The 23228-nt window shown below is 67.2% G+C and carries 21 protein-coding genes and 1 tRNA gene; 9 read left to right on the top strand and 13 right to left on the bottom strand.

Annotation, left to right across the window (positions count from 1 at the left end; all coding sequences use genetic code 11):
* Positions 1-56 precede the first annotated feature (56 nt).
* Positions 57-1271, bottom strand: coding sequence for an MFS transporter (locus tag ACZLIB_RS22190; RefSeq protein ID WP_478468761.1), 1215 nt, complete (start codon positions 1269-1271; stop codon positions 57-59).
* Positions 1272-1378: 107 nt separating this feature from the next.
* Between ACZLIB_RS22190 and ACZLIB_RS22185 the strand changes: the two genes are divergently transcribed.
* On the top strand, positions 1379-2281 hold the full coding sequence (locus ACZLIB_RS22185) for a LysR substrate-binding domain-containing protein (RefSeq protein ID WP_478468760.1): 903 nt from the start codon (positions 1379-1381) through the stop codon (positions 2279-2281).
* A 197-nt stretch (positions 2282-2478) separates the two neighbouring features.
* On the opposite strand, the gene ACZLIB_RS22180 is transcribed toward ACZLIB_RS22185, so the two are convergent.
* Positions 2479-4599: a methyl-accepting chemotaxis protein gene (locus ACZLIB_RS22180; protein ID WP_478468759.1), complete on the bottom strand. Its 2121-nt coding sequence runs from the start codon at positions 4597-4599 to the stop codon at positions 2479-2481.
* Positions 4600-4782: 183 nt separating this feature from the next.
* Between ACZLIB_RS22180 and ACZLIB_RS22175 the strand changes: the two genes are divergently transcribed.
* Together ACZLIB_RS22175 and ACZLIB_RS22170 are read left to right on the top strand one after the other, a co-directional pair.
* Positions 4783-5238 (top strand): Rrf2 family transcriptional regulator, encoded by a 456-nt coding sequence (locus ACZLIB_RS22175; RefSeq protein WP_032129154.1) that lies wholly within the window; start codon positions 4783-4785, stop codon positions 5236-5238.
* The gene (locus ACZLIB_RS22170) at positions 5228-6133 is read left to right on the top strand and encodes an NAD(P)/FAD-dependent oxidoreductase (RefSeq protein WP_049398662.1); all 906 of its coding nucleotides are present in this window, start codon (positions 5228-5230) and stop codon (positions 6131-6133) included. Before ACZLIB_RS22175 ends, ACZLIB_RS22170 begins: the two co-directional genes overlap by 11 nt.
* 138 nt (positions 6134-6271) lie before the next feature.
* Here the strand turns inward: ACZLIB_RS22170 and ACZLIB_RS22165 are convergent, their stop codons facing one another.
* The 4 genes from ACZLIB_RS22165 to ACZLIB_RS22150 all read right to left on the bottom strand — a co-directional run bounded on the left by ACZLIB_RS22165 (position 6272) and on the right by ACZLIB_RS22150 (position 10778).
* Positions 6272-7492 carry an RtcB family protein gene (locus ACZLIB_RS22165; protein ID WP_180860594.1) on the bottom strand — a complete coding sequence of 407 codons (1221 nt, stop codon included), beginning with the start codon at positions 7490-7492 and terminating at the stop codon, positions 6272-6274.
* Positions 7493-7548: 56 nt separating this feature from the next.
* Complete coding sequence (locus tag ACZLIB_RS22160; RefSeq protein ID WP_478468758.1) at positions 7549-8673, bottom strand: slipin family protein; 1125 nt, start codon at positions 8671-8673, stop codon at positions 7549-7551.
* Between the two features lie 357 nt (positions 8674-9030).
* Positions 9031-9104, bottom strand: a tRNA-Thr gene (locus ACZLIB_RS22155).
* Between the two features lie 717 nt (positions 9105-9821).
* On the bottom strand, positions 9822-10778 hold the full coding sequence (locus ACZLIB_RS22150; RefSeq protein WP_279913129.1) for an aldo/keto reductase: 957 nt from the start codon (positions 10776-10778) through the stop codon (positions 9822-9824).
* A 169-nt stretch (positions 10779-10947) separates the two neighbouring features.
* Between ACZLIB_RS22150 and ACZLIB_RS22145 the strand changes: the two genes are divergently transcribed.
* From ACZLIB_RS22145 to ACZLIB_RS22130, 4 genes are all read left to right on the top strand, one after another.
* Positions 10948-11805 (top strand): class I SAM-dependent methyltransferase, encoded by an 858-nt coding sequence (locus ACZLIB_RS22145; protein WP_478468756.1) that lies wholly within the window; start codon positions 10948-10950, stop codon positions 11803-11805.
* A gap of 76 nt (positions 11806-11881) precedes the next feature.
* Positions 11882-12202, top strand: a complete 321-nt coding sequence (locus ACZLIB_RS22140; RefSeq protein WP_279913128.1) for a hypothetical protein — start codon at positions 11882-11884, stop codon at positions 12200-12202.
* 135 nt (positions 12203-12337) lie between these two features.
* On the top strand, positions 12338-12589 hold the full coding sequence (locus tag ACZLIB_RS22135; RefSeq protein ID WP_223224685.1) for a hypothetical protein: 252 nt from the start codon (positions 12338-12340) through the stop codon (positions 12587-12589).
* Positions 12590-12718: 129 nt separating this feature from the next.
* Positions 12719-13258, top strand: coding sequence for a pseudouridine synthase (locus ACZLIB_RS22130; RefSeq protein WP_478469960.1), 540 nt, complete (start codon positions 12719-12721; stop codon positions 13256-13258).
* A gap of 94 nt (positions 13259-13352) precedes the next feature.
* Here the strand turns inward: ACZLIB_RS22130 and ACZLIB_RS22125 are convergent, their stop codons facing one another.
* Entirely contained in the window at positions 13353-13727 is a 375-nt protein-coding gene (locus ACZLIB_RS22125; RefSeq protein ID WP_019336760.1) for a hypothetical protein, read from the bottom strand.
* 135 nt (positions 13728-13862) lie between these two features.
* Positions 13863-16367, bottom strand: coding sequence for an ATP-dependent helicase HrpB (hrpB, locus tag ACZLIB_RS22120; RefSeq protein ID WP_478468754.1), 2505 nt, complete (start codon positions 16365-16367; stop codon positions 13863-13865).
* Between the two features lie 67 nt (positions 16368-16434).
* On the opposite strand from hrpB, the gene ACZLIB_RS22115 reads away from it, so the two are divergent.
* Complete coding sequence (locus ACZLIB_RS22115) at positions 16435-17232, top strand: TatD family hydrolase (RefSeq protein WP_478469959.1); 798 nt, start codon at positions 16435-16437, stop codon at positions 17230-17232.
* Positions 17233-17332: 100 nt separating this feature from the next.
* Here ACZLIB_RS22115 and ACZLIB_RS22110 read toward each other — a convergent pair whose 3' ends face one another.
* From ACZLIB_RS22110 to ACZLIB_RS22090, 5 genes are all read right to left on the bottom strand, one after another.
* On the bottom strand, positions 17333-18169 hold the full coding sequence (locus ACZLIB_RS22110; RefSeq protein WP_478469958.1) for a Rossmann-fold NAD(P)-binding domain-containing protein: 837 nt from the start codon (positions 18167-18169) through the stop codon (positions 17333-17335).
* A gap of 50 nt (positions 18170-18219) precedes the next feature.
* A complete protein-coding gene (gene panE / locus ACZLIB_RS22105) occupies positions 18220-19158 on the bottom strand; it encodes a 2-dehydropantoate 2-reductase (RefSeq protein WP_478468753.1) in 939 nt (312 codons plus the stop codon).
* A gap of 300 nt (positions 19159-19458) precedes the next feature.
* Positions 19459-20226, bottom strand: a complete 768-nt coding sequence (locus ACZLIB_RS22100) for a hypothetical protein (protein ID WP_478468752.1) — start codon at positions 20224-20226, stop codon at positions 19459-19461.
* A 345-nt stretch (positions 20227-20571) separates the two neighbouring features.
* On the bottom strand, positions 20572-21363 hold the full coding sequence (locus tag ACZLIB_RS22095) for an ABC transporter permease (RefSeq protein WP_005411568.1): 792 nt from the start codon (positions 21361-21363) through the stop codon (positions 20572-20574).
* Positions 21360-22328 carry an ABC transporter ATP-binding protein gene (locus ACZLIB_RS22090; protein ID WP_049400895.1) on the bottom strand — a complete coding sequence of 323 codons (969 nt, stop codon included), beginning with the start codon at positions 22326-22328 and terminating at the stop codon, positions 21360-21362. The genes ACZLIB_RS22095 and ACZLIB_RS22090 overlap by 4 nt, the downstream gene beginning before the upstream one ends.
* Before the next feature lie 84 nt (positions 22329-22412).
* On the opposite strand from ACZLIB_RS22090, the gene ACZLIB_RS22085 reads away from it, so the two are divergent.
* Positions 22413-23162, top strand: a complete 750-nt coding sequence (locus ACZLIB_RS22085; RefSeq protein WP_080291795.1) for a ferredoxin--NADP reductase — start codon at positions 22413-22415, stop codon at positions 23160-23162.
* The last annotated feature ends 66 nt before the right edge of the window (positions 23163-23228 follow it).

Raw genomic sequence — 23228 nt, 5'->3', positions numbered from 1 at the left:
AGGGAAGAGGGTAGGACAGGCACCGTATGCATGCCGGCAACGGTGCATTGCATGGATCAATGCGCGGTGGCGGCAATGCCGTCGGCGCGGTGGTCGACGCCATCGCGGCGGTCGAGGCGGCCACTGAGCACGGTCAGCGCGTAGGCCAGTACGACCACCAGCGCGCCCAGCCAGGGCGTATGCATCAGGCCGATGTGCTCCACCACCAGACCGCCCAGCGAGGCGCCCATGGCGATGCCGACGTTGAACGCGGCAATGTTCAGGCCCGATGCCACGTCGGTGGCCTGCGGTGCATAGCGCTGCGCCTGCTTGACCACGTAGACCTGCAGGCCGGGCACGTTGCCGAATGCCACCGCACCCAGCGCCAGCACCGTCAGCAGCATCAACCAGGTGTTGTAGGCAGTGAACGTGAGCACGAACAGCACCAATGCCAGCAGTCCGAAGATGCGCTTCAGCGCGGGCACCGGGCCCATGCGGTCGGCCATGCGCCCGCCCCACAGGTTGCCGATCGCCACCGATACGCCGTACACCAGCAGCACCAGGCTCACGGCGTTGGCCGGAAGGCCGGTGACGTCCTGCAGGATCGGCGCCAGATAGGTGAAGGCCAGGAAGGTGCCACCGTAGCCCAGCGCGGTCATCGCATAGACCAGCAGCAGGCGTGGCTGGCCGAGCACGGCAAGCTGCTGGCGGAGGCTCGCCGGCGCACTCTGCGGCAGGTTGCGCGGTACGAACAGCAGCGCGCCGATCAGGGCGACCACGCCGAGGCCGGCCACCGCCAGGAAGGTCGCGCGCCAGCCCAGATGCTGGCCGATGAAGGTGCCCAGCGGCACGCCGGTCACCAGCGCCACGGTCAGGCCGGTGAACATGATGGCGATCGCGCTGGCCGCCTTCTCCTTCGGCACCACGGCGGTGGCGATGATCGCGCCGATCGAGAAGAACACGCCGTGCGCCAGGCCGGTGAGGATGCGGGCGATGATCAGCGAGGTATAGCCGGGTGCCATCCAGGCGACGACATTGCCGAGCGTGAACAACACCATCAGCGCCACCAGCAGTTGCTTGCGCGGTACGCGTCCGGTCAGCGCAGTCAGCACCGGCGCACCGATGGCCACACCCAGCGCGTACAGCGAGACCAGCAGGCCGGCCGAGGGCAGGCTGACCTGCAGGTCGCCGGCGATGGTCGGGATCAGGCCGACGATGACGAATTCGGTGGTGCCGATGGCAAAGGCACCGAGGGTCAACGCCAGCAGGGCGAGGGGAATGCCACGGATCATGACAGGGTCCAGCAGGAGGAAGAGGCTGCGCAGTCTGCGCCGCCTACCTTTGCTGAAAAACCGGTCTTCACGCCAATCACTATTGCCGTGCAGTCAATAATAGGGGCATGAAGACCACTCTCGATGAAATGCAGGCGTTCCTTTCGGTGATCGACAGCGGTTCGATCAGTGCTGCCGCCGAGCAGCTGGGGCAGACGCCCTCGGGTGTGAGCCGCGCGCTGGGGCGGCTGGAGGACAAGCTGGGGATCACCCTGCTGACCCGCACCACCCGCCGCCTGCACCTGACTGCCGAGGGTGAGGCGTTCCTGCGCCATGCGCGCGCGATCATCGATGCGGTGGAATCGGCCGAGGAACAGATGGCGGCGCGCCGCGAGCGCCCGGCGGGGCGCCTGCGCGTGGATGCGGCGATGCCGTTCGTGCTGCACGTGGTCGCGCCGCTGGTGGCCGGCTATCGCGCGCGTTACCCGGAAGTGCAGCTGGAGTTGAACAGTTCCGACCGCTACATCGACCTGCTCGAACGGCGCACCGATCTGGCGATCCGGATCGGCCCGCTGGCCGACTCCACCCTGCATGCGCGGCTGCTGGGCCGCTGCCAGCTGCGGCTGGTGGCCAGCCCGGCCTACCTGGCCAGGCACGGCGAACCGGCCAGCGTCGCCGCGCTGGGCCAGCACACGCTGCTCAGCTTCAACGAGCCGGAATCACTCAACCGTTGGCCGCTGCCCGGAGAGTCGGATGGGCTGCTGCTGGTGCGGCCGGATATCGCCGTGTCCAGTGGCGAGACGTTGCGCCGGCTGGCGGTGGAAGGTGTGGGCATCACCTGCCTGTCTGACTTCGTCACCGATCGCGACCGCAGCGCCGGCACCCTGGTGCAGGTGCTGGCGGGGCAGACGCTGGATGTGTACCAGCCGATCCATGCGGTGTATTACCGCAACACCGCCGTATCGTCGCGGATCAGCTCGTTCGTGGATTACCTGGCCGACGCGATGGCGCAGAGCGATTACGTGCGCTGAGGTTGCCGGCCAGCGGCCGGCACTACCGCATGCGCCGGTGGGCGCGGCTGCGCTGGTGGGTGCGGACCGTTGGTCCGCACTGATCCTGCCGTCGCCCGACCAACGGTCGGGCGCTACCCATGTGGCGGCGGACGCTGCCGGCCTGCGGCCGGCACATCGCACGGGTAGTGCCGGCCGCTGGCCGGCAACCGGATCAATCAGGCCGCGCGCGCCAACGCGTCCTTCGCTGCCGCCGTGGTCGACAGATCGAACACATCCACCGCATCGATCAACCGGTTCGCCTGTTGTTCCAGGCTGCGTGCGGCGGCACTGGCTTCCTCCACCAGCGCGGCGTTCTGCTGGGTGGTGCCATCCATCTGGATCACGGTCTGGCTGACCTGCTCGATACCCGCGCTCTGCTCCTGCGAGGCCGCGGAAATCTCGGCCATGATGTCGGTCACGCGCTGTACCGATGCCACGATCTCGGCCATGGTGTCACCGGCCTCGCGCACGCGCTGTGCACCGTGCCCGACCTGTTCCACCGACGCTTCGATCAACGCCTTGATCTCTTTCGCGGCCGCCGCCGAGCGCTGCGCCAGCGTGCGTACTTCACTGGCGACCACCGCGAAGCCGCGGCCCTGCTCGCCGGCACGCGCGGCTTCCACTGCCGCGTTCAGCGCCAGGATGTTGGTCTGGAACGCGATGCCATCGATCACACTGATGATCTCGGCGATCTGCCGCGACGAGGTTTCGATCGCGCTCATCGTCGTCACCACCTGGCCGACCACGTTGCCGCCCTGCGAGGCGACCGTGTGCGCGCCGATCGCCAGCTGGTTGGCCTGGCGTGCGTGCTCGGCGTTCTGGCGCACGGTGGAGGTCAGTTCTTCCATCGACGCGGCGGTTTCTTCCAGATTGGCCGCCTGCTGCTCGGTACGGCGCGACAGATCATTGTTGCCGGCGGCGATCTCTGCAGCCGCAGTGTGGATGTTGCCGGAGGCGTGCTTGATGTCGGTGACGATGGTCGCCAGCTGCGCGGCGGTGGTGTTGGCATCGCCGGCGATGCGCGCGAACACGCCCTGGAAATCGCCATGCATGCGCGCGCCGAGGCGGCCATCGGCAATCGCGCGCAGCATGCTGGAGACCTCGCCGAGGTTCAGTTCGGTCGTCTGCATCAATCGGTTCAAGCCGTCGACCATCGCGCGGAAGTCATGCTCGAAGCGCGCGCTGTCGCCACGCTGGCTGAAGTCACCCCTGGCAGCGGCTTCGGCCAGGCGGCGGATCTCGCCATTGATCATGCCGAGATTGACCTTGGCGGTATCCAGTGCGTCGGTGATCACGGCCTTCTCGCCGGGAAGGCGTTCCATGTCCTGGCTGAGGTCGCCGATGGCGTAGCGCCCCATGATCGCGATCGCGCGCATCTTTACCTGGATGTGCGCATCGACCAGCGCGTTGCTGTCGGCCACCATCGTGCCGAACGCGCCGGGGAAGGCACTGGCATCCATGCGGTGGCTGATGGTGCCGGCTTCATGCGCCTGTGCCATCGTGGCCTGTGCATCGAGCACACCGCGCAGCGTGGACTGCACCGCCTGCATGGCCTGCGCGAGGCGACCGATCTCATCGCGGCTGCGCACCTGCACAACATGCTGCAGATCACCGGCGGCCACTGCACGCGCAGCGGCTTCCACCGCCAGCACCGGCTGCACCACCGCACGCCGCAGCCACCAGCCCAGGCCCATCAGCAGCAGCACGGCGGCCAGCACGGTCAGCGCCGCGCACAGCAGCAGCGTCTGCCGCGCCTGCTGCGAACGGGCCGCTACCGCCGCTTCGGCCACCTGCGTGGCGTGCGTACTCAACGCATCCAGCGCGGTTGCCACCGGGCGGTCCTTGCCGCGCACGAGGTTGTCGCCGGCGGCGGGATCGTAGCTGGCCTCGGCGAACGCCTGCAGCGCAGCGTGATAGTCCTGCTGCAGCTGCGCATGCAGGCCGATGAAGGCCTGCGCCAGTTCGCGCGTGCGTGCATCCGGGCTGCTGACCAGGCCCTTGGCCAGCTGCTCGACCAGACGACCCTCGCTGTCGAAGGCGTCCAGGTGGCGTTGGCGCAACGCGTCGTCGTGGCCGCGCAGCAGCACGTTCTTCCATTCCTGCACCTGGCCGCGGAACTCGCGCTGCAGGCGTTCGGCATCGCGGCTGTGCGCGACTTCGGGTGGAACCTCGGTGGACAACTTCAACCAGGCGGAGGCCAGGCCGGCCAGAGCGCACAGCAGGACCACAGCCAGACCAACAGAAACCGCGCCGAGCAGCTTGGACTGCAGGCGCGGAGCACGGACAGACGCATTCATGGGGAAGAACTCTCGGGAAGGGGCACTGCGGTATCGACCCGCTGCGCACGCCCTGAAGTGGGATGTTGATCACATTCGCGTTTCGTTTAGTGATGTGAAGGAGATGTTTCATAGGACAGATGTGTCCATATGGAACGAAAGCAGACCCTCGACAGAGGAATTAAATGTAACTAATGTTGTTACATGAAATCCGCGAACCCCCTCTCCGACGCCCTGCACGTGATGGCGCATCTGGTCGGCCATGCCGCCCCGCGCACGTCCGAACAGCTGGCGTCGTGCCTGCCGACCCATCCGGTGGTGATCCGTCGTCTGCTGGCACAGCTGCACAAGGCCGGCCTGGTGCGCAGCACCCGTGGTCACGGCGGCGGCAGTCAGCTGGCACGCGATGCCGCGGCGATCACCCTGCATGACATCTATCTGGCGGTGGGAGCACCGCCGCTGGTCCAGGTCGGCGCTCGCGATTCCGGCGGTGGCTGCCCGATCCAGCAGCTGGTCAACAGCGCCCTGCTCGAAGGCGCGCGCGAGGCGCAGCGGCTGCTTGAGCAGCGCCTGCAGGCGACCACGCTGGACCAGCTCGGCGCCGACTTCGCCCGCCATCTTGCCCATCACCGTTCCCTGGAAGGTCACCATGAATCCTGATGTGCTCATCGTCGGCGGCAGCTACGCCGGCATTGCCGCCGGCCTGATCCTGGCCCGTGCCCGTCGCCCGGTCACCGTCATCGATGCCGGTTCACCGCGCAATCGCTTCGCCAGTCATTCGCACGGGGTGCTGGGGCTGGATGGCATCAGTGGCGCCGAGCTGCTGAAGACCGCGCGTCAGCAGCTGCTGGACTACCCCACGGTGCGTTGGGTGCATGCCGAAGTGGAGCACGCCCGCACCACCGCCGAAGGCGTGGAAGTGCGTACCGCCGATGGCCAGGTGCTGGCCGCGCGCAAGCTGCTGCTGGCCAGCGGCATCGCCGATCAGCTGCCGGAACTGCCCGGACTGGCCGAGCGCTGGGGCAGCACCGTGCTGCACTGCCCCTACTGCCACGGCTATGAAGTCGGTGGTGGTGCCATCGGCCTGCTCGGCGGCCATCCGATGTCCGCCAGCAAGGCGCCGCTGTTCGCCGACTGGGGCAATGTCACGTTCTTCAGCATGGGTCTGGAGATCACCGATGAGGAACGCGCCGCCATGCAGCAGCGTGGCGTGCACATCGAGACGTCACCCGTGCTGGGTGTGCAGGGCGACCAGCCGACCTGGCTGGAAGTGGAGCTGGCCGACGGCCGCCGCATCGCACAGCGTGCGCTGTTCGTGCCGGCCACCCAGGCGATGGCCACGCCGCTGGTGCAGCAGCTGGGGTGCACATTGGTCGAGAGCCCGCTGGGGGTGCTGATCGAGGTCGACATGATGAAGCAGACCTCGGTGCCGAACGTGTATGCCGCAGGCGATGCGACCACGGTCGGCAATATCACCCTGGCCACCGCCGAGGGCGTGCGTGCGGGGATCGGCGTGCATCATGCGCTGGTGGCCGAGGACAGCGTGCCGCGCTGACCCCCGACGCGACGTGCTGCTCTGGTAGATGCCGACCCTGGTCGGCGCCGTTTCATCCACGCATGGCGTGGATCTACTGCAGGGTGGTCGGGCACCATTGAGGCACGGTGGGTGCCGGCCGAGGCCGGCACCGCTCCATCATCCCTTCACGCACAGCACCTGCCGCAGCGTGTGCACTACGTCCACCAGGTCCAGCTGCGCGGCCATCACATCATCGATCGACTTGTACGCCGCCGGTGACTCGTCCAGCACGCCGCTGTCCTTGCGGCATTCCACATGCGCGGTGGCCTCGCGGTGCTGGGCCAGCGTGATCTGCTGGCGCGCCGTGCCACGGCTCATCACCCGGCCGGCACCGTGGCTGCAGCTGTGGAAGCTGTCCGCGTTGCCCTTGCCACGCACGATGTAGCTGCGCGTGCCCATGCTGCCGGGAATGATGCCCAGCTCGCCCTCGCGGGCACTGACCGCGCCCTTGCGCGTCACCAGCAGCTCCTGGCCGTGGTGCGTCTCCTTCTGCACGTAGTTGTGGTGGCAGTTCACCGCCATCGCCGCCAGCTGGAACTTCGGCAGCCGGTGGCGCATCTCGGCCAGCACCCGCGACATCATTGCCTCGCGGTTCTGCCGGGCATAGTCCTGCGCCCACGACACCGCCTCGACGTAGTCATCGAACAGCGGCTCGCCCTCCATGAAGAACGCCAGGTCCTTGTCCGGCAGATGGAAGCCGAGCACGCGCCGGGCCAGCTCCTCGCGCGCCTTCTCGATGAAGTAGGTGCCGATCAGGTTGCCGGTGCCGCGCGATCCGCTGTGCAGCATCACCCACACCGTGTCCGTCTCGTCCAGGCACAGTTCGATGAAGTGGTTGCCGCCGCCCAGCGTACCCAGCTGGCGGTCCAGCTTGTCGGTGCGGATCCTGCGGTGCTTGTCCTTGATGTTCTCCAGACCGGCGGCCAGCCCGGACTGCACCAGCCGCGTGTGGATACTGTCGGGCATGCGGTGGTGCTCGCCGCCACGGCCGTTGCCGACCGGGATGCTGCGCTCGATGCTGTTGCGCAGCTGCCGCAGGTCATCGGGCAGGTCGTTGGCACGCAGCGTTGTACGCACCGCGGCCATGCCGCAGCCGATGTCGACGCCGACCGCGGCCGGGATGATCGCACCGCGGGTCGGGATCACCGAGCCCACGGTCGCGCCCTTGCCCAGGTGCACGTCCGGCATCACGGCCACCCACGGCCCAACGAATGGGATCGCGGCGATGTTGCGCAGCTGCTCATGCGCCTGCGCTTCCAGCGGCACACCGTTGACCCAGCCCTTGATCGGCGTGGTGCCCTCGGCGTGCAGCCATTGATAGTTGTGTTGAGTGTCCATGTCTTCGTGTATGTCCTTGATGGGCCGGCGGCGCGTCCCTGCGCCGCCGCGACCCCCTACCTGATCGTCACCAGCTGCTTCAGCACGCCATCCAGGCCGCCGAACACGGTGAGCGTGTCGATCTTCTCGGTGACCTTCTCCAGTGCCTCCAGCTCCTTCAAGCGCATCAGCACCGGGTTGTCCTCGATCAGCTTTGCGGTGTTGAGTTGCGAACGCGTGGCGTTGGCCTCTTCGCGACGGCGGATCACGCTGGCCTGGGCCTGCTTCTCGGCCAGCACCACACCGTTGAGGATCTCCTTCATCTCACCCGGCAGGATCACGTCCTTGATGCCGACGCCGAGCAACCGCACGCCGTGGCCTTCGATCGCCGCCTGCACATGCGCAGCGATCTCGCCGTCCAGTGCCGCCTTGTCACCCAGCAGCTCGTCCAGGCTGCGCGCGGCAATTGCCTGGCGCAGGCCGAACTGCAGCTGCCGGTAGACGAACTCATCGGCATTGCTGAGCGTGCGGTGCGCACGCACCGGGTCGACCACCTGCACGGTCGCGGCCAGGTTCACCCGCAGGGTCACCTTGTCGCGGCTGAGCAGTTCCTGGCCGGACACGTCCAGCGAACGCGCACGCAGCTCCACACGCTCCACCGACACGTTGCCATTGAAGTTCCAGAACGCGTGCAGGCCGGCGTCCAGCGTCTGTCGCAGCGTGCCATCGATGAACAGCAGGCCGACCGACTCGCTCGGCACGGTGCTGATCACTGCCACACGCGGCAGCACGCCCAACTGGCCCAGGCGCTGCTGCACGTCCGCCGGAATGCGCGGCTCGTCACCCAGCGCCATCACGCGCACCTGGGTGTCGACCGAACCCCGCCAGTACAGACGGCGGCTGCCCGGCGGCAGCACTTCATCGATGCGGCCGTTGCGCAGCAACAGGCCGACCTCGCTGGCGCCGACGTTGGCCAGCACGAAGTGCGTGTCCAGCTCGGTGCCCAGCGCTTCGATCAGGCTGTCCTGGTCGCTGCCGGTATAGGCCGCGCCCTTGGATGCGGTGTGGATGTCCACGTGCGGGCGGCCGCCGAACGGCGACAGGCGGTGCACGCCCGGCAGCAGGATCTGCTGGAAACGACGGTTGCGATACACCAGGCCGCGCTCGCCGTCGCCGATCACGACCTTGATGGTCCAGAACATGGGAGTCTCTCCTTGTATGGCTCTGGTGGTTCGACCCGTTGCGGATGAATCGCCATGACCCGGGCCGATCAGGTCGTGGCGAGGCCGCCTGCACACCACGTGCAGGCAGCGGAAGAGGGCGGCCATCGGCGGACGGTCCACGCGCGGAGCCTTCGGTGCACCGGCACGGCTGCCATCGTCGTTCCCGGCAGGTAGCACCGGCGCGGAACGTGGCTGGCAGTGGCGGCGGGCCGGGGCCCGGCGTGCGGTCCGTTGCCTTCCACGTTCCTGCCCGAAGGCGTTGTCCGTGGACGGCGGCGATGGCCGCTGGGGCTTGCGCCCCGGGTGTTGCTTCAAGTCATGACGTGACAGGTCATGTGGTTTGGAGTGGGAATCGAACCCACGACAGACGGATTACGGATCCGTTGCTCTGACCAAGCTGAGCTATCCAGTTGGGGACCGCGCGGAATCGAACCGCGTACCGGCGAACCGATGCCTGCTTCCAGCAGGCGATCCAGGCGATGGCATGTCCGCGACCTCCGGCATACGCCACGGCAACGCCGCGCGCACCAGCCCGTGGTGGAAACGGGACGGTTGGAGAATCGAGGGTGCAGGCCATCGACATTATCGCGAGCGATAATGTTTTGATGCTATGCAGATAATGTCCAGGCGTCGCCACTCGCGCGAAGTAAATCCTTCGGCGGAGCGGAAAAAACCTGTGTCAGTGAGCGGCGGGTTGCCGCGCGGGGTGCAGTTCTGGCATCGCGGGTCCTTGTGCCGACGCAAACGAAAACGCCCCCGGGACTTGCGTTCCGAGGGCGTCGTCAAGCCTCGGAGATCGGGGTGGCCGATCTCCGCAGGGCGGGTATCAGGCCGTTGTCAGCTGGACTTCCTTGCCGAACGCGCGCGCCAGCACGTCCATGCGCAGGCATGGCAGCAGTTTGGCGATGGCGACGGAATGCGCGTTCAAGGGAAGTTTCCAGTGGTTGTTGAAACGAGGTGCGCACGATAAACCACGATTTACTCGCGCGCAACCATTTTGTTCAATTATTTTCTTCTTTACCGCGCAATGCCGGCCAGCGGCCGGCACTACCGGACTGTGCAATGCCGGCCAGCGGCCGGCACTACCGGACTGTGCAATGCCGGCCAGCGGCCGGCACTACCGGGTCTCAGGCTTCCGCGCTGGCGGCATCCAGCTGCGCGACATCCTGCACGCTCAGCGACACGTTGGCTGCGGCCAACAGATCGTGCAGCTGCTCGACGCTGGTGGCGCTGACGATCGGCGCGGTGATTGACGGCCGTGCGATCTGCCATGCCAGTGCGATCTGCGCGGCACTGGCGCTGTGCTTGCTGGCCACGTCATCCAGCGCCTGCAGGATGCGCAGGCCACGCGGATTCAGATAGCGCTTCACCACGTTCTCGCCACGCGCCGGGCTCTTGGCCGCATCGGCCGGCGTGCGGTATTTGCCGCTGAGGAAGCCACTGGCCAGCGCGTAGTAGCCGATCACCCCGATCTGTTCGCGCTGCACCAGCGGTTCCAGTTCCTTTTCGTAGCCGGCGCGGTCATACAGGTTGTACTCCGGCTGCAGGGTTTCGTAGCGTGGCAGTTTGTAGTCGGTGGATACCTTCAGCGCATCGGCCAGGCGCGTGGCGCTGTAGTTGGACGCACCGATCGCACGCACCTTGCCGGCTTCGATCAGGCGCCCGAACGCGGCCAGGGTCGCTTCCAGCGGCGTGGATTCATCGTCTTCATGGGCCTGGTACAGATCGATCACGTCGGTCTGCAGGCGGCGCAGCGAATCTTCCACCGCGGCATTGATGTTGTCCGGGGTCAGGCCGGGGCGTTCGGCCCACTTGGCCACCTTGGTTGCCAGCACCACCTTGTCGCGCTTGCCGCTGCGGGCGAACCACTTGCCGATCAGCGTTTCCGATTCGCCGCCGGCATTGCCCGGCACCCAGGCCGAATACACATCGGCGGTGTCGACCAGGTTGAAGCCGGCATCGACGAAGGCATCGAGCAGGGCGAAGCTGGCCTTCTCATCGGCGCTCCAGCCGAACACGTTGCCACCGAAGGCGAGCGGACGTACATGCAGGCCGGAACGGCCCAGTTCGCGGGTTGCCGTCATGGGCACGGACTCCTTGGGGGAAGTGCTCCAGAATAAAACGCGTTGTGTGACCGTGCTGCGGCGGTGACCACAAAACAGTGTTCCGCGATACGCACGCAGCTAACGTTTTGTGAACACCTGGGACGCCGCGGCTGCTAGTCTCGCCGCATCTTCCGCTGGAGTCGCTCCGATGATGCCTGCTTCGTCCCTGCGTGGTTGCCGCCTGCTGCTTGCTTCGGCCCTGCTTGCCGCTGTTCCCGCGTTCGCCGCACCGGCCACGGTGGCGCCGGCGAAGATCCAGGTGTCACCGGCCATCGATGCGGCGGTGAAGGCGTCGACCCGTGATGCCAACAACGTCAAGCGCGATGGCTTCCGTCATCCGGCGCAGACGCTGTCGTTCTTCAAGGTGACGCCGGAAAAGACCGTCATCGAGATCACCCCCGGCAACGGCTGGTACTCGGAGATCCTGGCGCCGCTGCTGCAGGACAAGGGCCACTATGTTGCCGCCGTGGTCGACCCGATGGCGGTGCCCGAGGGCCGCGGCCGTGACTACCAGCAGCGCAGCCGCGACAGCCTGGAAAAGAAGTACGCCGGTGCACCGGCACAGTTCGGCAAGACCGCCGTGGTCGCCTACGATCCGGCCAAGCCGGTGTTCGGCCCGGCCGGTTCAGCCGACGTGGTGCTGACCTTCCGCAACGTGCACAACTGGCGCAAGGCCGGCCAGGCGCAGGGCATGTTCCAGGGCTTCTTCAACGTGCTCAAGCCGGGCGGTGTGCTGGGTGTGGTTGAGCACCGCGCCAAGGCCGACGTGGCCGATAACGATGACACCGGCTATGTCGGCCAGCAGCAGGTGATTGCGATGGCCGAAGCCGCCGGCTTCAAGCTGGATGCGCGCAGCGAGGTCAACGCCAACCCGCGCGATACCAAGGACCACCCGAACGGTGTGTGGACGCTGCCGCCGACCAACCAGCATGACAAGGCCGATGATGCGAAGTACCAGGCCATTGGCGAAAGCGACCGCATGACCCTGCGCTTCATCAAGCCGTAAGGGGTGGTGCCGGGCTGGCGCATGTTGACTCTGTAGAGCCGAGCCCATGCTCGGCTCATCGCGCGTAGCGCGGCGCATGGCTGGTCCCAAGACCGGCCATGCGCCGGAATTCGATCGTATGCAAGGACATGAATTGTTGAAGAAGATCTTTTACATCGCTGTCGCGGTGCTGGTGCTGGGGCGGTTGATCGATTTTGTGTTCTACGGTGGTCATGCCCACGATCTGATGGCGACGGTAGGGTTTGCCGTGCTGTTCGCGGGTGCCCTTCTGGAGGAACGTTCGCGCAAGGCCGACCCGCCGGCCGCAGGCCTGCGGCGGCGGGCCAATGTCATCGCCGCGTGCGGCATCGCACTGGTGCTGGGCTCGTTCCTGCTGGAATGGAAGGTTTTCGGCTGAGCCGGCCGAGATTGGGGCGGCAGGAAAGCGCAGCCGCAACCACGCTCACCGCGCGCAGCGCAACGTATGGCTGGCCCCAGGTCCGGCCATGCGCCGGAGTCCAATCGAATTCAAGGACATGGACCGTTGAAGAAGGTGCTGTATATCGTCATCGCGGTGCTGGTGCTGCCGCGGCTGTATGACTTTGTGTACCACGGTGGGCATGCTTACGACCTGCTGGGAGCGACGGGTTTTGCGGTGCTGTTCTTTGGCGGGGTGCTGGACGAACGCGCCCGCATGACCTGTCCGCCACCCGCGGCGCTGCGTCGCCGGGCCAATGTCGTCACGGCATGCGGTTTCGTGTTGGTGCTGGGGTCGTTCCTGCTGCAGTGGAAGGTATTCGGCTGAGCCCTTCGTGTTCGTGGTCGCAGGAAAGCGCAGCCGGGCATGGGCTATGCCGGCCGACTTGACCGGCACCTTTCGAGCCGCCGCACGCGGCATGGGACAATGCCCCACCCGCCGACTGCCGTGCCCGCAATGCTGATCGCCTTCAACAAGCCCTTCAACGTGCTCTGCCAGTTCACCGACCGCAGCGTGCCGCCGCGGCCGACCCTGGCCGGGTTCGGCCTGCCGCCGCGCGTGTATGCCGCCGGTCGCCTGGACCATGACAGCGAAGGCCTGCTGCTGCTGACCGACAACGGTACGCTGGCGCACAAGCTGACCGACCCGAAGCACAAGGCTGACAAGACCTACTGGGTGCAGGTGGAAGGCATGCCCAGCGACGAACAGCTGCAACAGCTGCGCGACGGCGTGGTGCTCAATGACGGGCCGACCCTGCCGGCGAAGATCGAGCGCCTCGATCCGGCGCCGTCGCTGTGGACACGCGATCCGCCGGTGCGCGTCCGCAAGACCGTGCCCGACGCCTGGCTGGCGATCACGATCCGGGAAGGCCGCAACCGGCAGGTGCGGCGGATGACCGCGGCGGTGAGCCTGCCGACGCTGCGGCTGGTCCGCGTGTCGATGGGGCCTTACCGGCTGGACGACCTGCAGCCGGGGCAGTGGCGGCAGATCGGTTGATGCAGAAAGGGCCGGATACCTTCCGGTGTCCGGCCCTCATGTAGTGCCTTGGGGTCAGAGTCCTTCCTGTGGAAAGGATCCGACCCCGGCAGGCTCAGGCGTCGCTGCCGATATCGCTGTGCTCGTCCACCACGGTGTCGTTGCGGCGGTCACGTGCGTTGATGCGCTGCGCCTGGCCATTCACCACGTGGCCATTGGCTGCCTTCTTCTTCTGCTGCTTGCGGTACAGCGCGTAGCCGAGCAGGCCTACACCGACCGCAGCGGCGGCCACGGCCACTGCCGGATTGCGGCGCACGAACTTGGTTGCGGCCTTGCCGCCGGTCTTCACTGCGCCGATGGCGGCGCCGGTCTTGATCCAGTCCGCATTGCGCAGGCTGCCACCGGCGCTCTTCAGGCCATCGCCGGCGGTGTGGGCCAGCTCCAGGGCGCGCTCCAGAGCGCGGTCGGTGATTACGGTCAGCTTGCTCATGCGGGGGTCCTTTGCCTCGGGTCGAAGTCCAGTGTCGCGTGTTGCCCGTAAACGGTATGTCAGTCGAGGTCACACGTGGCGTGACTTTACCGCAGCCATTCAGGATCAGGCAGGGTCCGCAGCCGGCCCCATCGGTCAGGTCCCGCGCGGCTTGGCCCGATGGGTGGCCGTCGCCGTCCACGGGTCATCCGGCCACGGATGGCGCGGGTAGCGGCCCTTCATTTCCTTTTTCACTTCCGCGTAGGTGTTTTCCCAGAAATTGCGCAGGTCCTGGGTGACCTGCAGCGGGCGGCCACCGGGCGAGAGCAGGTGCAGGGTCAGCGGGACGCGGCCATCGGCGATGCGCGGCGTGTCGGCCAGGCCGAACAGTTCCTGCAGTTTCACCGCCAGCACCGGCGGCAGCGGTTCGCCGCTCTCGCTGTCCAGCGCGTAGGTGATCGGCCGCTCCAGCCCGGAGGGCACGGAGATGCGGGTCGGTGCATGACGCTCGACCAGCTGACGCTGTGACCACTCCAGGGGCGACTTCAGCGCTTCGCCGAAGCTGGACTCGTCCAGCGCATCCAGGCGGCTCTTGCCGGCGAACGCGGGCTGCAGCCATTGCGCACGCGTGGCCAGCAGGGCGTCGTCGCTGCAGTCGGGCAGGCCGAGCTCGGGCATCCAGCGCCGCAGCGACTCCACGCGTGCCTGCCATTGGCGCAGGCCCTCGGTCCACGGCAGCGCCTGCAGGCCAAGTTCGGCCACCGCGTCGGTCAGTGCCTGTGCGGCGTGCTGCGGATCGACCCGGCCGGCCGAGCGGCTGTCCAGCACGAGGCGGTCGAAACGGGTCTCGCGCAGTGCCACCAGGGCGCGGCGCTCGCTGTCCCAGCGCACCACGTCTTCTGTGACGAAGCGCTCCGGCCAGGCCTTGCGCAGCTGGCCTTCATCCACCGGTGCGGCACGCAGCAGCAGCGCATCGCGTGCCTCAAAGCGAAGCTCGCTGGCCACCAGCCACGGTTCGCCGCGCAGGTCACTCAATTCGTGCAGGCGCGTGCTGCGGCCATTGGCCAGCAGGTAGCGCAGTGGGTCGCTGGGGTGCTGGACACCGATGCGGTCGGGGAAGGCGTGCGCGAGCAGGTCACCGAGTTCATGGGCTTCGATGCTGGCCGGCGGTGCGGCATCGCAGCGCAGGCGGCGACGCCACTGTTTGGCGGCGGCATCAATCGCGGCCAGGCCGCTGCGGTTGGCGTCGCCCGGTGCGCGGCCATTGCGGAATGCCGCCAGCGCACGCCAACGCGCGGCCAGCGCATCACCGCCCTGGCGCAACGGATCGCGCGCCTCCAGCAGGGCGGCCAGATCGGCGGCCAGCGCCTGTGCGCGGGCATCGGGCGCGGCCAGCAGCATCGCCGCCATCCGCGGATGCGTGCCCAGCGCCAGCACACGGCGGCCAAGTGCGGTGATCGCACCGCTGCTGGACAGCGCGCCGAGCCGCTGCAGCAGTTCGCGGGCGGCACCCATCGGGCCGGCCGGTGGCGGATCGAGGAAGCGCAGGTCGCTGCTGCCCCAGGCGGCCAGTTCCAGCGCCAGTCCGGCCAGCTCGACCTGATCGATTTCGGCGCGGCGCTGCGGCTCCAGCCGCTGCGACTGCGGCCACAGCCGCCACGCCACGCCCTCGGCGACACGGCCGGCGCGGCCCGCGCGCTGGTCGGCCGATGCCTGCGCGATGGCCACCACGTCCAGCCGGGTGAAGCCGCTGTTGGGGTCGTAGCGCGGCTCGCGTGCCTGGCCGCTGTCGATCACCACGCGCACGCCGGGTAGCGTCACCGAGGACTCGGCGACGTTGGTGGCCAGCACCACGCGGCGGCGGCCATCACTGGACGCCTGCAATACCCGCGCCTGCTGTTCCACTGGCAGCTCACCGTGCAGAGCCAGCACTTCCACGCCGGCATCCAGCGATTCCTGCAGCCCGGCCTGCACCCGCGCGATCTCGCGCTGGCCGGGCAGGAACACCAGCAGGTCACCGCGATATTCAGCCAGGGCCTGCTGCACCGCGCGGCGCACCTGCAGTTCCAGCGCCTCATCGCGGCGCGCCGGGAAATGGCTGATCGCCACCGGGTAGCTGCGGCCTTCGCTGCTCAGGCGCGGTGCATCGAGGAAGCGGGCCAGGCGCTCACCATCCAGCGTCGCCGACATCACCACCAGGCGCAGGTCATCGCGCAGCTGTGCCTGCACGTCCAGCGCCAGCGCCAGGCCGAGATCACCGCTGAGATGGCGCTCGTGGAATTCATCGAACAGGATCGCGCCGACCGTTTCCAGCATCGGGTCGTCCTGCAGCATGCGGGTCAGGATGCCTTCGGTAACCACCTCGATGCGGGTGCGCGACGAGACCTTGTTCTCGAAGCGGATGCGGTAGCCGACGGTGCCGCCCACCTCTTCGCCCAGCTGCCGCGCCATGAACAGCGCGGCGCTGCGTGCGGCGACCCGGCGCGGTTCCAGCAGGATGATCTTCCGCCCCTGCAGCCACGGTGCATCGAGCAGCGCCAGTGGCACCTGGGTGGTCTTGCCGGCGCCGGGCGGCGCCTCCAGCACCAGCCTCGGCTGCGTGGCCAGGTGCTGCTGGATCTGCGGCAACAGCGGGGAAATCGGGAAGAGCGGGGCGTTCATGTGCAAAGGATAAAGGGCCATGGCAGCCGCAGGTACAATGCGCGGGCACTTTTCCCCCGCGATGACCATGCACCTGATCGATATCGGCGCCAACCTGACCCACGACTCCTTCGACCGCGACCGCGATGCCGTGCTGGACCGCGCGCGCCAGGCCGGCGTGGTGCAGATGGTCATCACCGGTGCCAGCCGCGAGCACTCGCCACTGGCCCTGCAGCTGGCGCAGCAGCACCCGGGCTTCCTGTATGCGACCGCCGGCGTGCACCCGCACCATGCGGTGGAATACACCGAGGAATGCGACGCCGAGATGCGCGCGCTGCATGCCCACCCGGAAGTGGTGGCGGTGGGCGAGTGCGGGCTGGACTACTTCCGTGACTTCTCGCCGCGCCCGGCCCAGCACCGCGCGTTCGAACGCCAGCTGCAGCTGGCCGCAGACAACGGCAAGCCGCTGTTCCTGCACCAGCGCGACGCGCATGCCGATTTCATGGCACAGATGAAGAACTTCGAAGGCCGTGTCGGCCCGGCGGTGGTGCATTGCTTCACCGGTGAGCGTGACGAGCTGTTCGACTACCTGGACCAGGACTGGTACATCGGCATCACCGGCTGGCTGTGCGACGAGCGCCGTGGCGCGCACCTGCGCGAACTGGTGAAGAACATCCCGGCCAACCGGTTGATGATCGAGACCGACGCGCCATACCTGCTGCCGCGCACGCTGAAACCGATGCCGAAGGACCGCCGCAACGAACCGATGTTCCTCTCGCACATCGTGGAAGAACTGGCGCGCGACCGTGGCGAAGACGTGGCGGTGACCGCCGCGAATGCAACTGCCGCGACGCGTACGTTCTTCCGCCTGCCGGACGCGGGTTGATTCCCTTCGTCGCGTCGAACGCGGCGACCGTGTGTCGTAGAGTCGAGCTTGCTCGACTGCCGTGCAGAAGCAGTCGAGCAAGCTCGACTCTACAAGCGGGTCAGAGTGCTTCCAGCAGCCCGCGCAGCCCTTCCCGATACGTCGGGAAGCGCGGCTCCCAGCCCAGCGCCTCGCGCGTACTGGTGCTGTCGATGCGCTTGCTGCTCTCGTAGAAGCGCCGCAGTGTCGGGCTCAGCGCCGGATCGTCCCAGGGCATGGCAGGTGGCATCGCAAACCCGCCCAGCTGCGCGGCGAAGGCCAGTACCTGCTGCGGCGGTGCCGGCACGTCGTCGGCCGGCAGATACAGCCCATCCACACACGGCCGCTGCATCGATGCGGTAACGACCGTTGCCAGGTCATCCACGTGCAGGCGGTTGAATACCAACCCTGGACGCACTACGTGGCGCGCACGTCCCTGTGCCAGCTGCAGCAGCGCATTGCGTCCCGGCCCGTACAGGCCGGGCAGGCGGAATACCGCCGAGGCGATACCGCGCTGCTCCGCCAGCGCACGCCACTGGTCCTCGGCGCGTCTGCGTTGCATGCCGGTCGTTTCAGTAGCATCGGCCACGCTGGTTTCGTTGACCCAGCCGCCGGCCCGATCGGCATAGACCGACGTGGATGACAGATAGCCCACCCAGCGAAGTGTTGGACTTTCCTGCAGTGCCGGCAGCAGCAGACGCAGTGCCGGGTCACCCTCGGCATCGGGCGGCACGCTGCACAGCACGGCCTCGGCCTGCGCGATCTCATCGAGCAGGGCGGGCGACGGTGGCATGTCAGCTCGCAGCTGATGGCGCGGCAGGCCATCGTGCGGTGCCGACGCCGGGTCGCGCACCGTGCCGGCCACGCGTACGCCCAACGCCCGCAGATGCGTAGCCAGCACGCACCCGCTCCAGCCCATGCCGAGGATCAGCACCCGCGCCGGCAGCGCGTTGGTCTGCAACGCGGCGCTCACGCGCTGCGCAGCGCCTGGTAGGCCTGCAGGCTGCTGTAGGCGACCTGCAGCAGCAGGGCTTCCTGGTCGGCCTTGCGCGCGCGCGCCAGCATGTCGCCGACGATCTGTTCTGCCTCCACCTGCTGGCCGGCTTCCAGATCGCGCAGCATCGAAGCCTTCAACGCAGAGCCGGCCTGGGTCAGGGTGCCGCGTGCGGTGTCCTGCGCAGCATCGGGAATCGGCTCACCGGCAGCTTCGGCCACGGCCAGGCATTCGTCGTACAGGCCACGCACGATCGCCTCGCCATCATCGGTGGCGACGATGCTGCCGATATCCGCACGCAGCAGGCAGGTAGCGGCGGCCAGTGCGGTCAGGAAGGTGTACTTGATCCACTGTTCCTGGCCGATATGCTCGCTGGCCAGATGATCGAGGTTGGCCTGCACGCAGGCGGCGGCGAAGGTACGCACGCGCGTGGAGATCGCACCGCCATCGCGTTCGCCGAAGGTGAGCTTGGCCGGCTTGCCCAGGTGCAGCACGGCGCCGTCGGGGGCCTTGGTGGCGCTGATGAAGCATAGGCCACCGAGCACAGCGTCGCGGCCGAAGCGCAGGTCCAGCGCGTTGTAGTGATGCAGGCCGTTGAGGATCGGCAGCACGGTGGTGTTCGCACCGACTGCCGGCGCGATGGCATCGATCGAGCTGTCCAGGTCGTAGGCCTTGCAGCTGAGGATGACCAGGTCGAACGGCTTCTGCGCGGCCAATGCCGGGAGCGCATCGGCGGTGACGTGCTGCACCGGGAAACTGGCGTCGCCGAGCGGGCTGCGGATGACCAGGCCATCGCGGTCCAGCTGGGCGGCGCGTGCGGGGCGCACCAGGAAGGTCACGTCCACGCCAGCCTGAGCCAGGCGACCGCCGAAGTAACCGCCGGTACCGCCGGCGCCGAGGATCAGGATGCGCATTGCACGTTCACCGTTTTCTGGGGAATCAGGAGTGCGATTGTGCCGGAGATTGCGGCCAACGGCGGAGCCCCTCGTGGTGGTTCGCGGAATGCACTGTTCACTGGGGTTGGCCGGGCGGGTAGGCCGCGCAGGGGACGCTGCAAGTACATCCATGTAAGCTCGGTCGCCGCATCCATGCGGCTCACGCCCCTGCGCAACCTACCCGCCCGGCCACGGACATGTTCCGGGCGCGGCCACCACGGAAAGCAGATCAAGAGCGGAAGCGGGTCGCTCGCTGCGCTCGCTCGTGTAGAGCGGTGCTCAGGGCAGTTGTTCGCTGAAGTCTTCGGTGTAGCCCAATAGCAGTGTGGTGCGGTTGGCCAGCGTTGCAGCCAGTTGTGACCACGTGTCGTGTGTTCCGGCCGCGTAGACGCGCTGCAGGTCCGCGACCAACGCGTCCGTTTCTGCAGGTGACGGTGCGCGGTCGCGCTGGAAGCCGAGCCACGATGCGCCGAGTCCGAACAGACGGTAGTCGTAGCGCTCCTGCAGATGCCGGATCAGGGCGTGGTTCTGGAAGATGTCCCAGTCCGCGCTGAAGTAGCCGTTGGGCAGGGCGGCAATCAGCAGGTCGTCACTGGCTACGGGTACCTGCTGCACGCAGACCACGTCATCGATGATGAGATCCGGCTTCGCATTGGCAGCGACCAGCGCCTCGATGTCCTCGTCGCTGCACATCAACGTACCCGCCAACGCGGTCCACTGCAGCCGATGCGTGGAATGCTCGAGCTGCGCGACGACGTGCGCCAGCAACCGCTCGCGTGCCGCCAACGCATCTTCAGGCGTCGCCGGGTCTTCGTCCTCGTACAGCGCGATGCGCTCGTCGTCGGACGCGTGCATGCTGGTGTAGCGGCACTGGCCGACTTCGTCGAGCGTGCACAGATAACGATGAAGGGGATCAGCCACGTGCAGCGAGGCTAGGCAATCCAGCACCTCATCCAGCATGGGCGAATCGCTCAGCAGGACATGGCTGAAGGCATCGATCGGGCCATCCGACACGGCCTTGTCCAACGCAATGGAAGTGATCTTCATCGCCACAGCCTAGCCGTAATCCGAAACGAAAATAGCCAAGCATCGGCTTGGCTCTACAGGAACGCTTCATCCACGCATGGCGTGGATCTACCGTGTCGACCAAGGTCGACACCTACCAACAGCGACTGGAAACTGTCAGGGGTGGGGCGGTGTGGGGGTGCAGGACCGTTGGCGCCATGGATGGCGCCATCGAGCCCCCACGGACGGGTTTACGGCGTGTCCTGCACCCTCACACCGCCCCGCCCAACTCGTGATGCTTCCGCCTTGGCTGTTGCTGTTGCCGGCCAGCGGCCGGCACTACCACTGCAGGTGCAGGTGCAGGGCCGCAGGCCCTGCAGGCACCCCTCAGCTGCGCATGCCCACGCCACGGCGCAGCAGCCACAGCGCCAGCGCCGTCAGCACCACCACGAATCCGATCATCAGCCCGTAGGCCACCGGCAGCGGCACATCGCTGCTGCCCAGCAGGCCATAGCGGAATGCATTGACCATGTAGAAGATCGGGTTCGCGTGCGTCGCCGCTTCCGCCCAGCCAGGCAGCAGCTTTACCGAATAGAACACGCCACCCAGGTAGGTCAGCGGGGTCAGGATGAAGGTCGGCACGATCGCCACGTCATCGAACTTCTTCGCATACACCGCGTTGATGAAACCGGCCAGCGAGAAGATCGTCGCACCCAGGATCACCGTGGTCAGCATCACCAGCGGGTGCGGAATGCGCACCGGGGTGAAGAACATCGCGATGATCAGCACGATCACGCCCACCATCAGGCCGCGCAGCACCGCACCGGCCACGTAGCCCCACAGGATCACCCAGTTCGGCATCGGGCTGACCAGCAGCTCTTCCACGTGGCGGCCGAACTTGGCGCCGAAGAACGAGGAGCTGATGTTGCCGTAACTGTTCTGGATCACGCTCATCATCACCAGGCCCGGCACGATGAACTGCATGTAGGTGTAGCCGCCCATGTCCCCCACGCGCGACCCGATCAGGTTGCCGAAGATCAGGAAGTACAGGGTCATGGTGATCGCCGGCGGCACCAGGGTCTGGCCCCAGATGCGCATGATGCGGGCGACTTCGCGGCGCACGATGGTCATCAGTGCGATGCGGTTGCGCTGGCCGTCGGTCAGCTCGGTGGTGCTCATGCAGGCTTCTCCAGGTTGCCGGTGAGGCGCACGAACAGCTCCTCCAGGCGGTTGCTCTTGGTACGCATCGAACGCACGCGGATACCGGACTCGTTGAGCGTGGCAAACACGCGGTTGAGGTCCATTGCGCGCGGCATGTCGATGTCCAGCGTGTGCGGGTCCGGTGCGGTCAGCGTCGCGCCCTCGATCACCGGCAGCTGCGCCGGCAGGTCACCGTCGATGTCCAGCAGGAAGCCTTCCACGTCCAGCTTGGCCAGCAGGGTGCGCATCGGCCCCTGCTCGACGATCTGGCCATGGTTGATGATCGCCAGGTGGCGGCACAGGTACTCGGCTTCTTCCAGGTAGTGCGTGGTGAGGATGATCGTGGTGCCGGCGGCGTTGATCTCCTTCAGCACGCGCCACATGTCGCGGCGGATCTCGATGTCCACGCCGGCGGTCGGCTCGTCCAGGATCAGCAGGCGCGGGCGGGTCATCATCGCGCGGGCGATCATCAGCCGGCGCTTCATGCCACCGGACAGCGTACGGCTCATCACCTGTGCCTTTTCCCACAGGTGCGCCCGCTTCAGTTCCTCTTCGGCACGCTGCTCGGCTTCCTCGCGCGGCACGCCATAGAAACCGGCGTAGTTCACCAGGATGTCGAAGGGCTTTTCGAACAGGTTGAAGTTGATTTCCTGCGGCACCAGCCCGATCAGGCGCATGGTGGCGCTGCGGTTGCGCACCAGGTCGCTGCCGAACACTTCCACCTGGCCCTCGCTGAGGTTGACCAGGGAGCTGATGATGCCGATCAGGGTGGACTTGCCGGCACCGTTGGGGCCGAGCAGGGCGAAGAAGTCGCCCGGGGCCACTTCCAGGGAAACGCCCTTCAGGGCCTGGGTGCCGTTGTCATAGGTCTTGCGCAGGTCGCGCACGCGCAGGGCGGGCGCCGTATCGTTCTGGGATGCCAAGCTCGAAGCCTTCGCGCCCATGGGCTGGCGCTGGAGAGGGGCGGGGAGGGGCTATTATAGAAGACCCCGAGGGCTTGCCCCGGCTACACACTGTCCCGAAAAGTCGTGCCTGTTCAATTCCCCCTCAAGCTGGTCGGCTGCCGCATGCTGGCCCCGACCGTCGGCCACTACCAGTTCGTGCGTGACGATGGACAGCCGCTGGATTTCCAGCCCGGCCAGTTCATCCAGGTCCATTTCAGCTACGCCGACGGCACCGAAACCAAGCGCAGCTACTCGCTGGCGACCATCCACGACCACGCGCTGGGCCCGGGCGAGGCGGTGGATATCGCGGTCAGTTTCGTACCCGGCGGCGCCGCCACGGCCCTGTTCGAGGCGCTGGAGCAGGGCGGCCAGATCAGTGCGTCCGGCCCCTATGGCCGGTTCTGCCTGAATCCCGGTGATCACAACGCCCGCTACCTGCTGATCGCCACCGGTACTGGCGTTACCCCGTACCGCTCGATGCTGCCGCTGCTGGAAACGGCCATGGCCGAGCGCGGCGTGCAGATCGTGCTGCTGCAGGGCGCGCGCAGCCCGGGTGAGCTGCTGTACAGCGAAGATTTCTACAGCTTCGCCGAAAAACACCCGAACTTCCGCTATGTTCCATGCCTGTCGCGCGAACTGCCGGCTGATCCGCACCCGGACGTGCAGCACGGCTACGTGCAGCAGGCGCTGGCCGGCTTCACCCCGGACCCGGCCACCGACATCGCCTACCTGTGCGGCAACCCGGACATGGTCGATGCCTGTGCCGAACTGCTGAAGGCCGCTGGCCTGGGCAACCCGCAGATCCGCCGCGAGAAGTACGTCAGCAGCAAGTAAGCCTGCGTAGTGCCGGCCGCTGGCCGGCAGCCCATGAACCAGGGGCGGCATCACGCCGCCCCCGGT

The sequence above is a fragment of the Stenotrophomonas sp. 220_Sma genome, from assembly GCF_056487375.1.
Note: the sequence above shows the minus strand (reverse complement) of the source record. Positions and strands in the feature narration are given on the sequence as shown.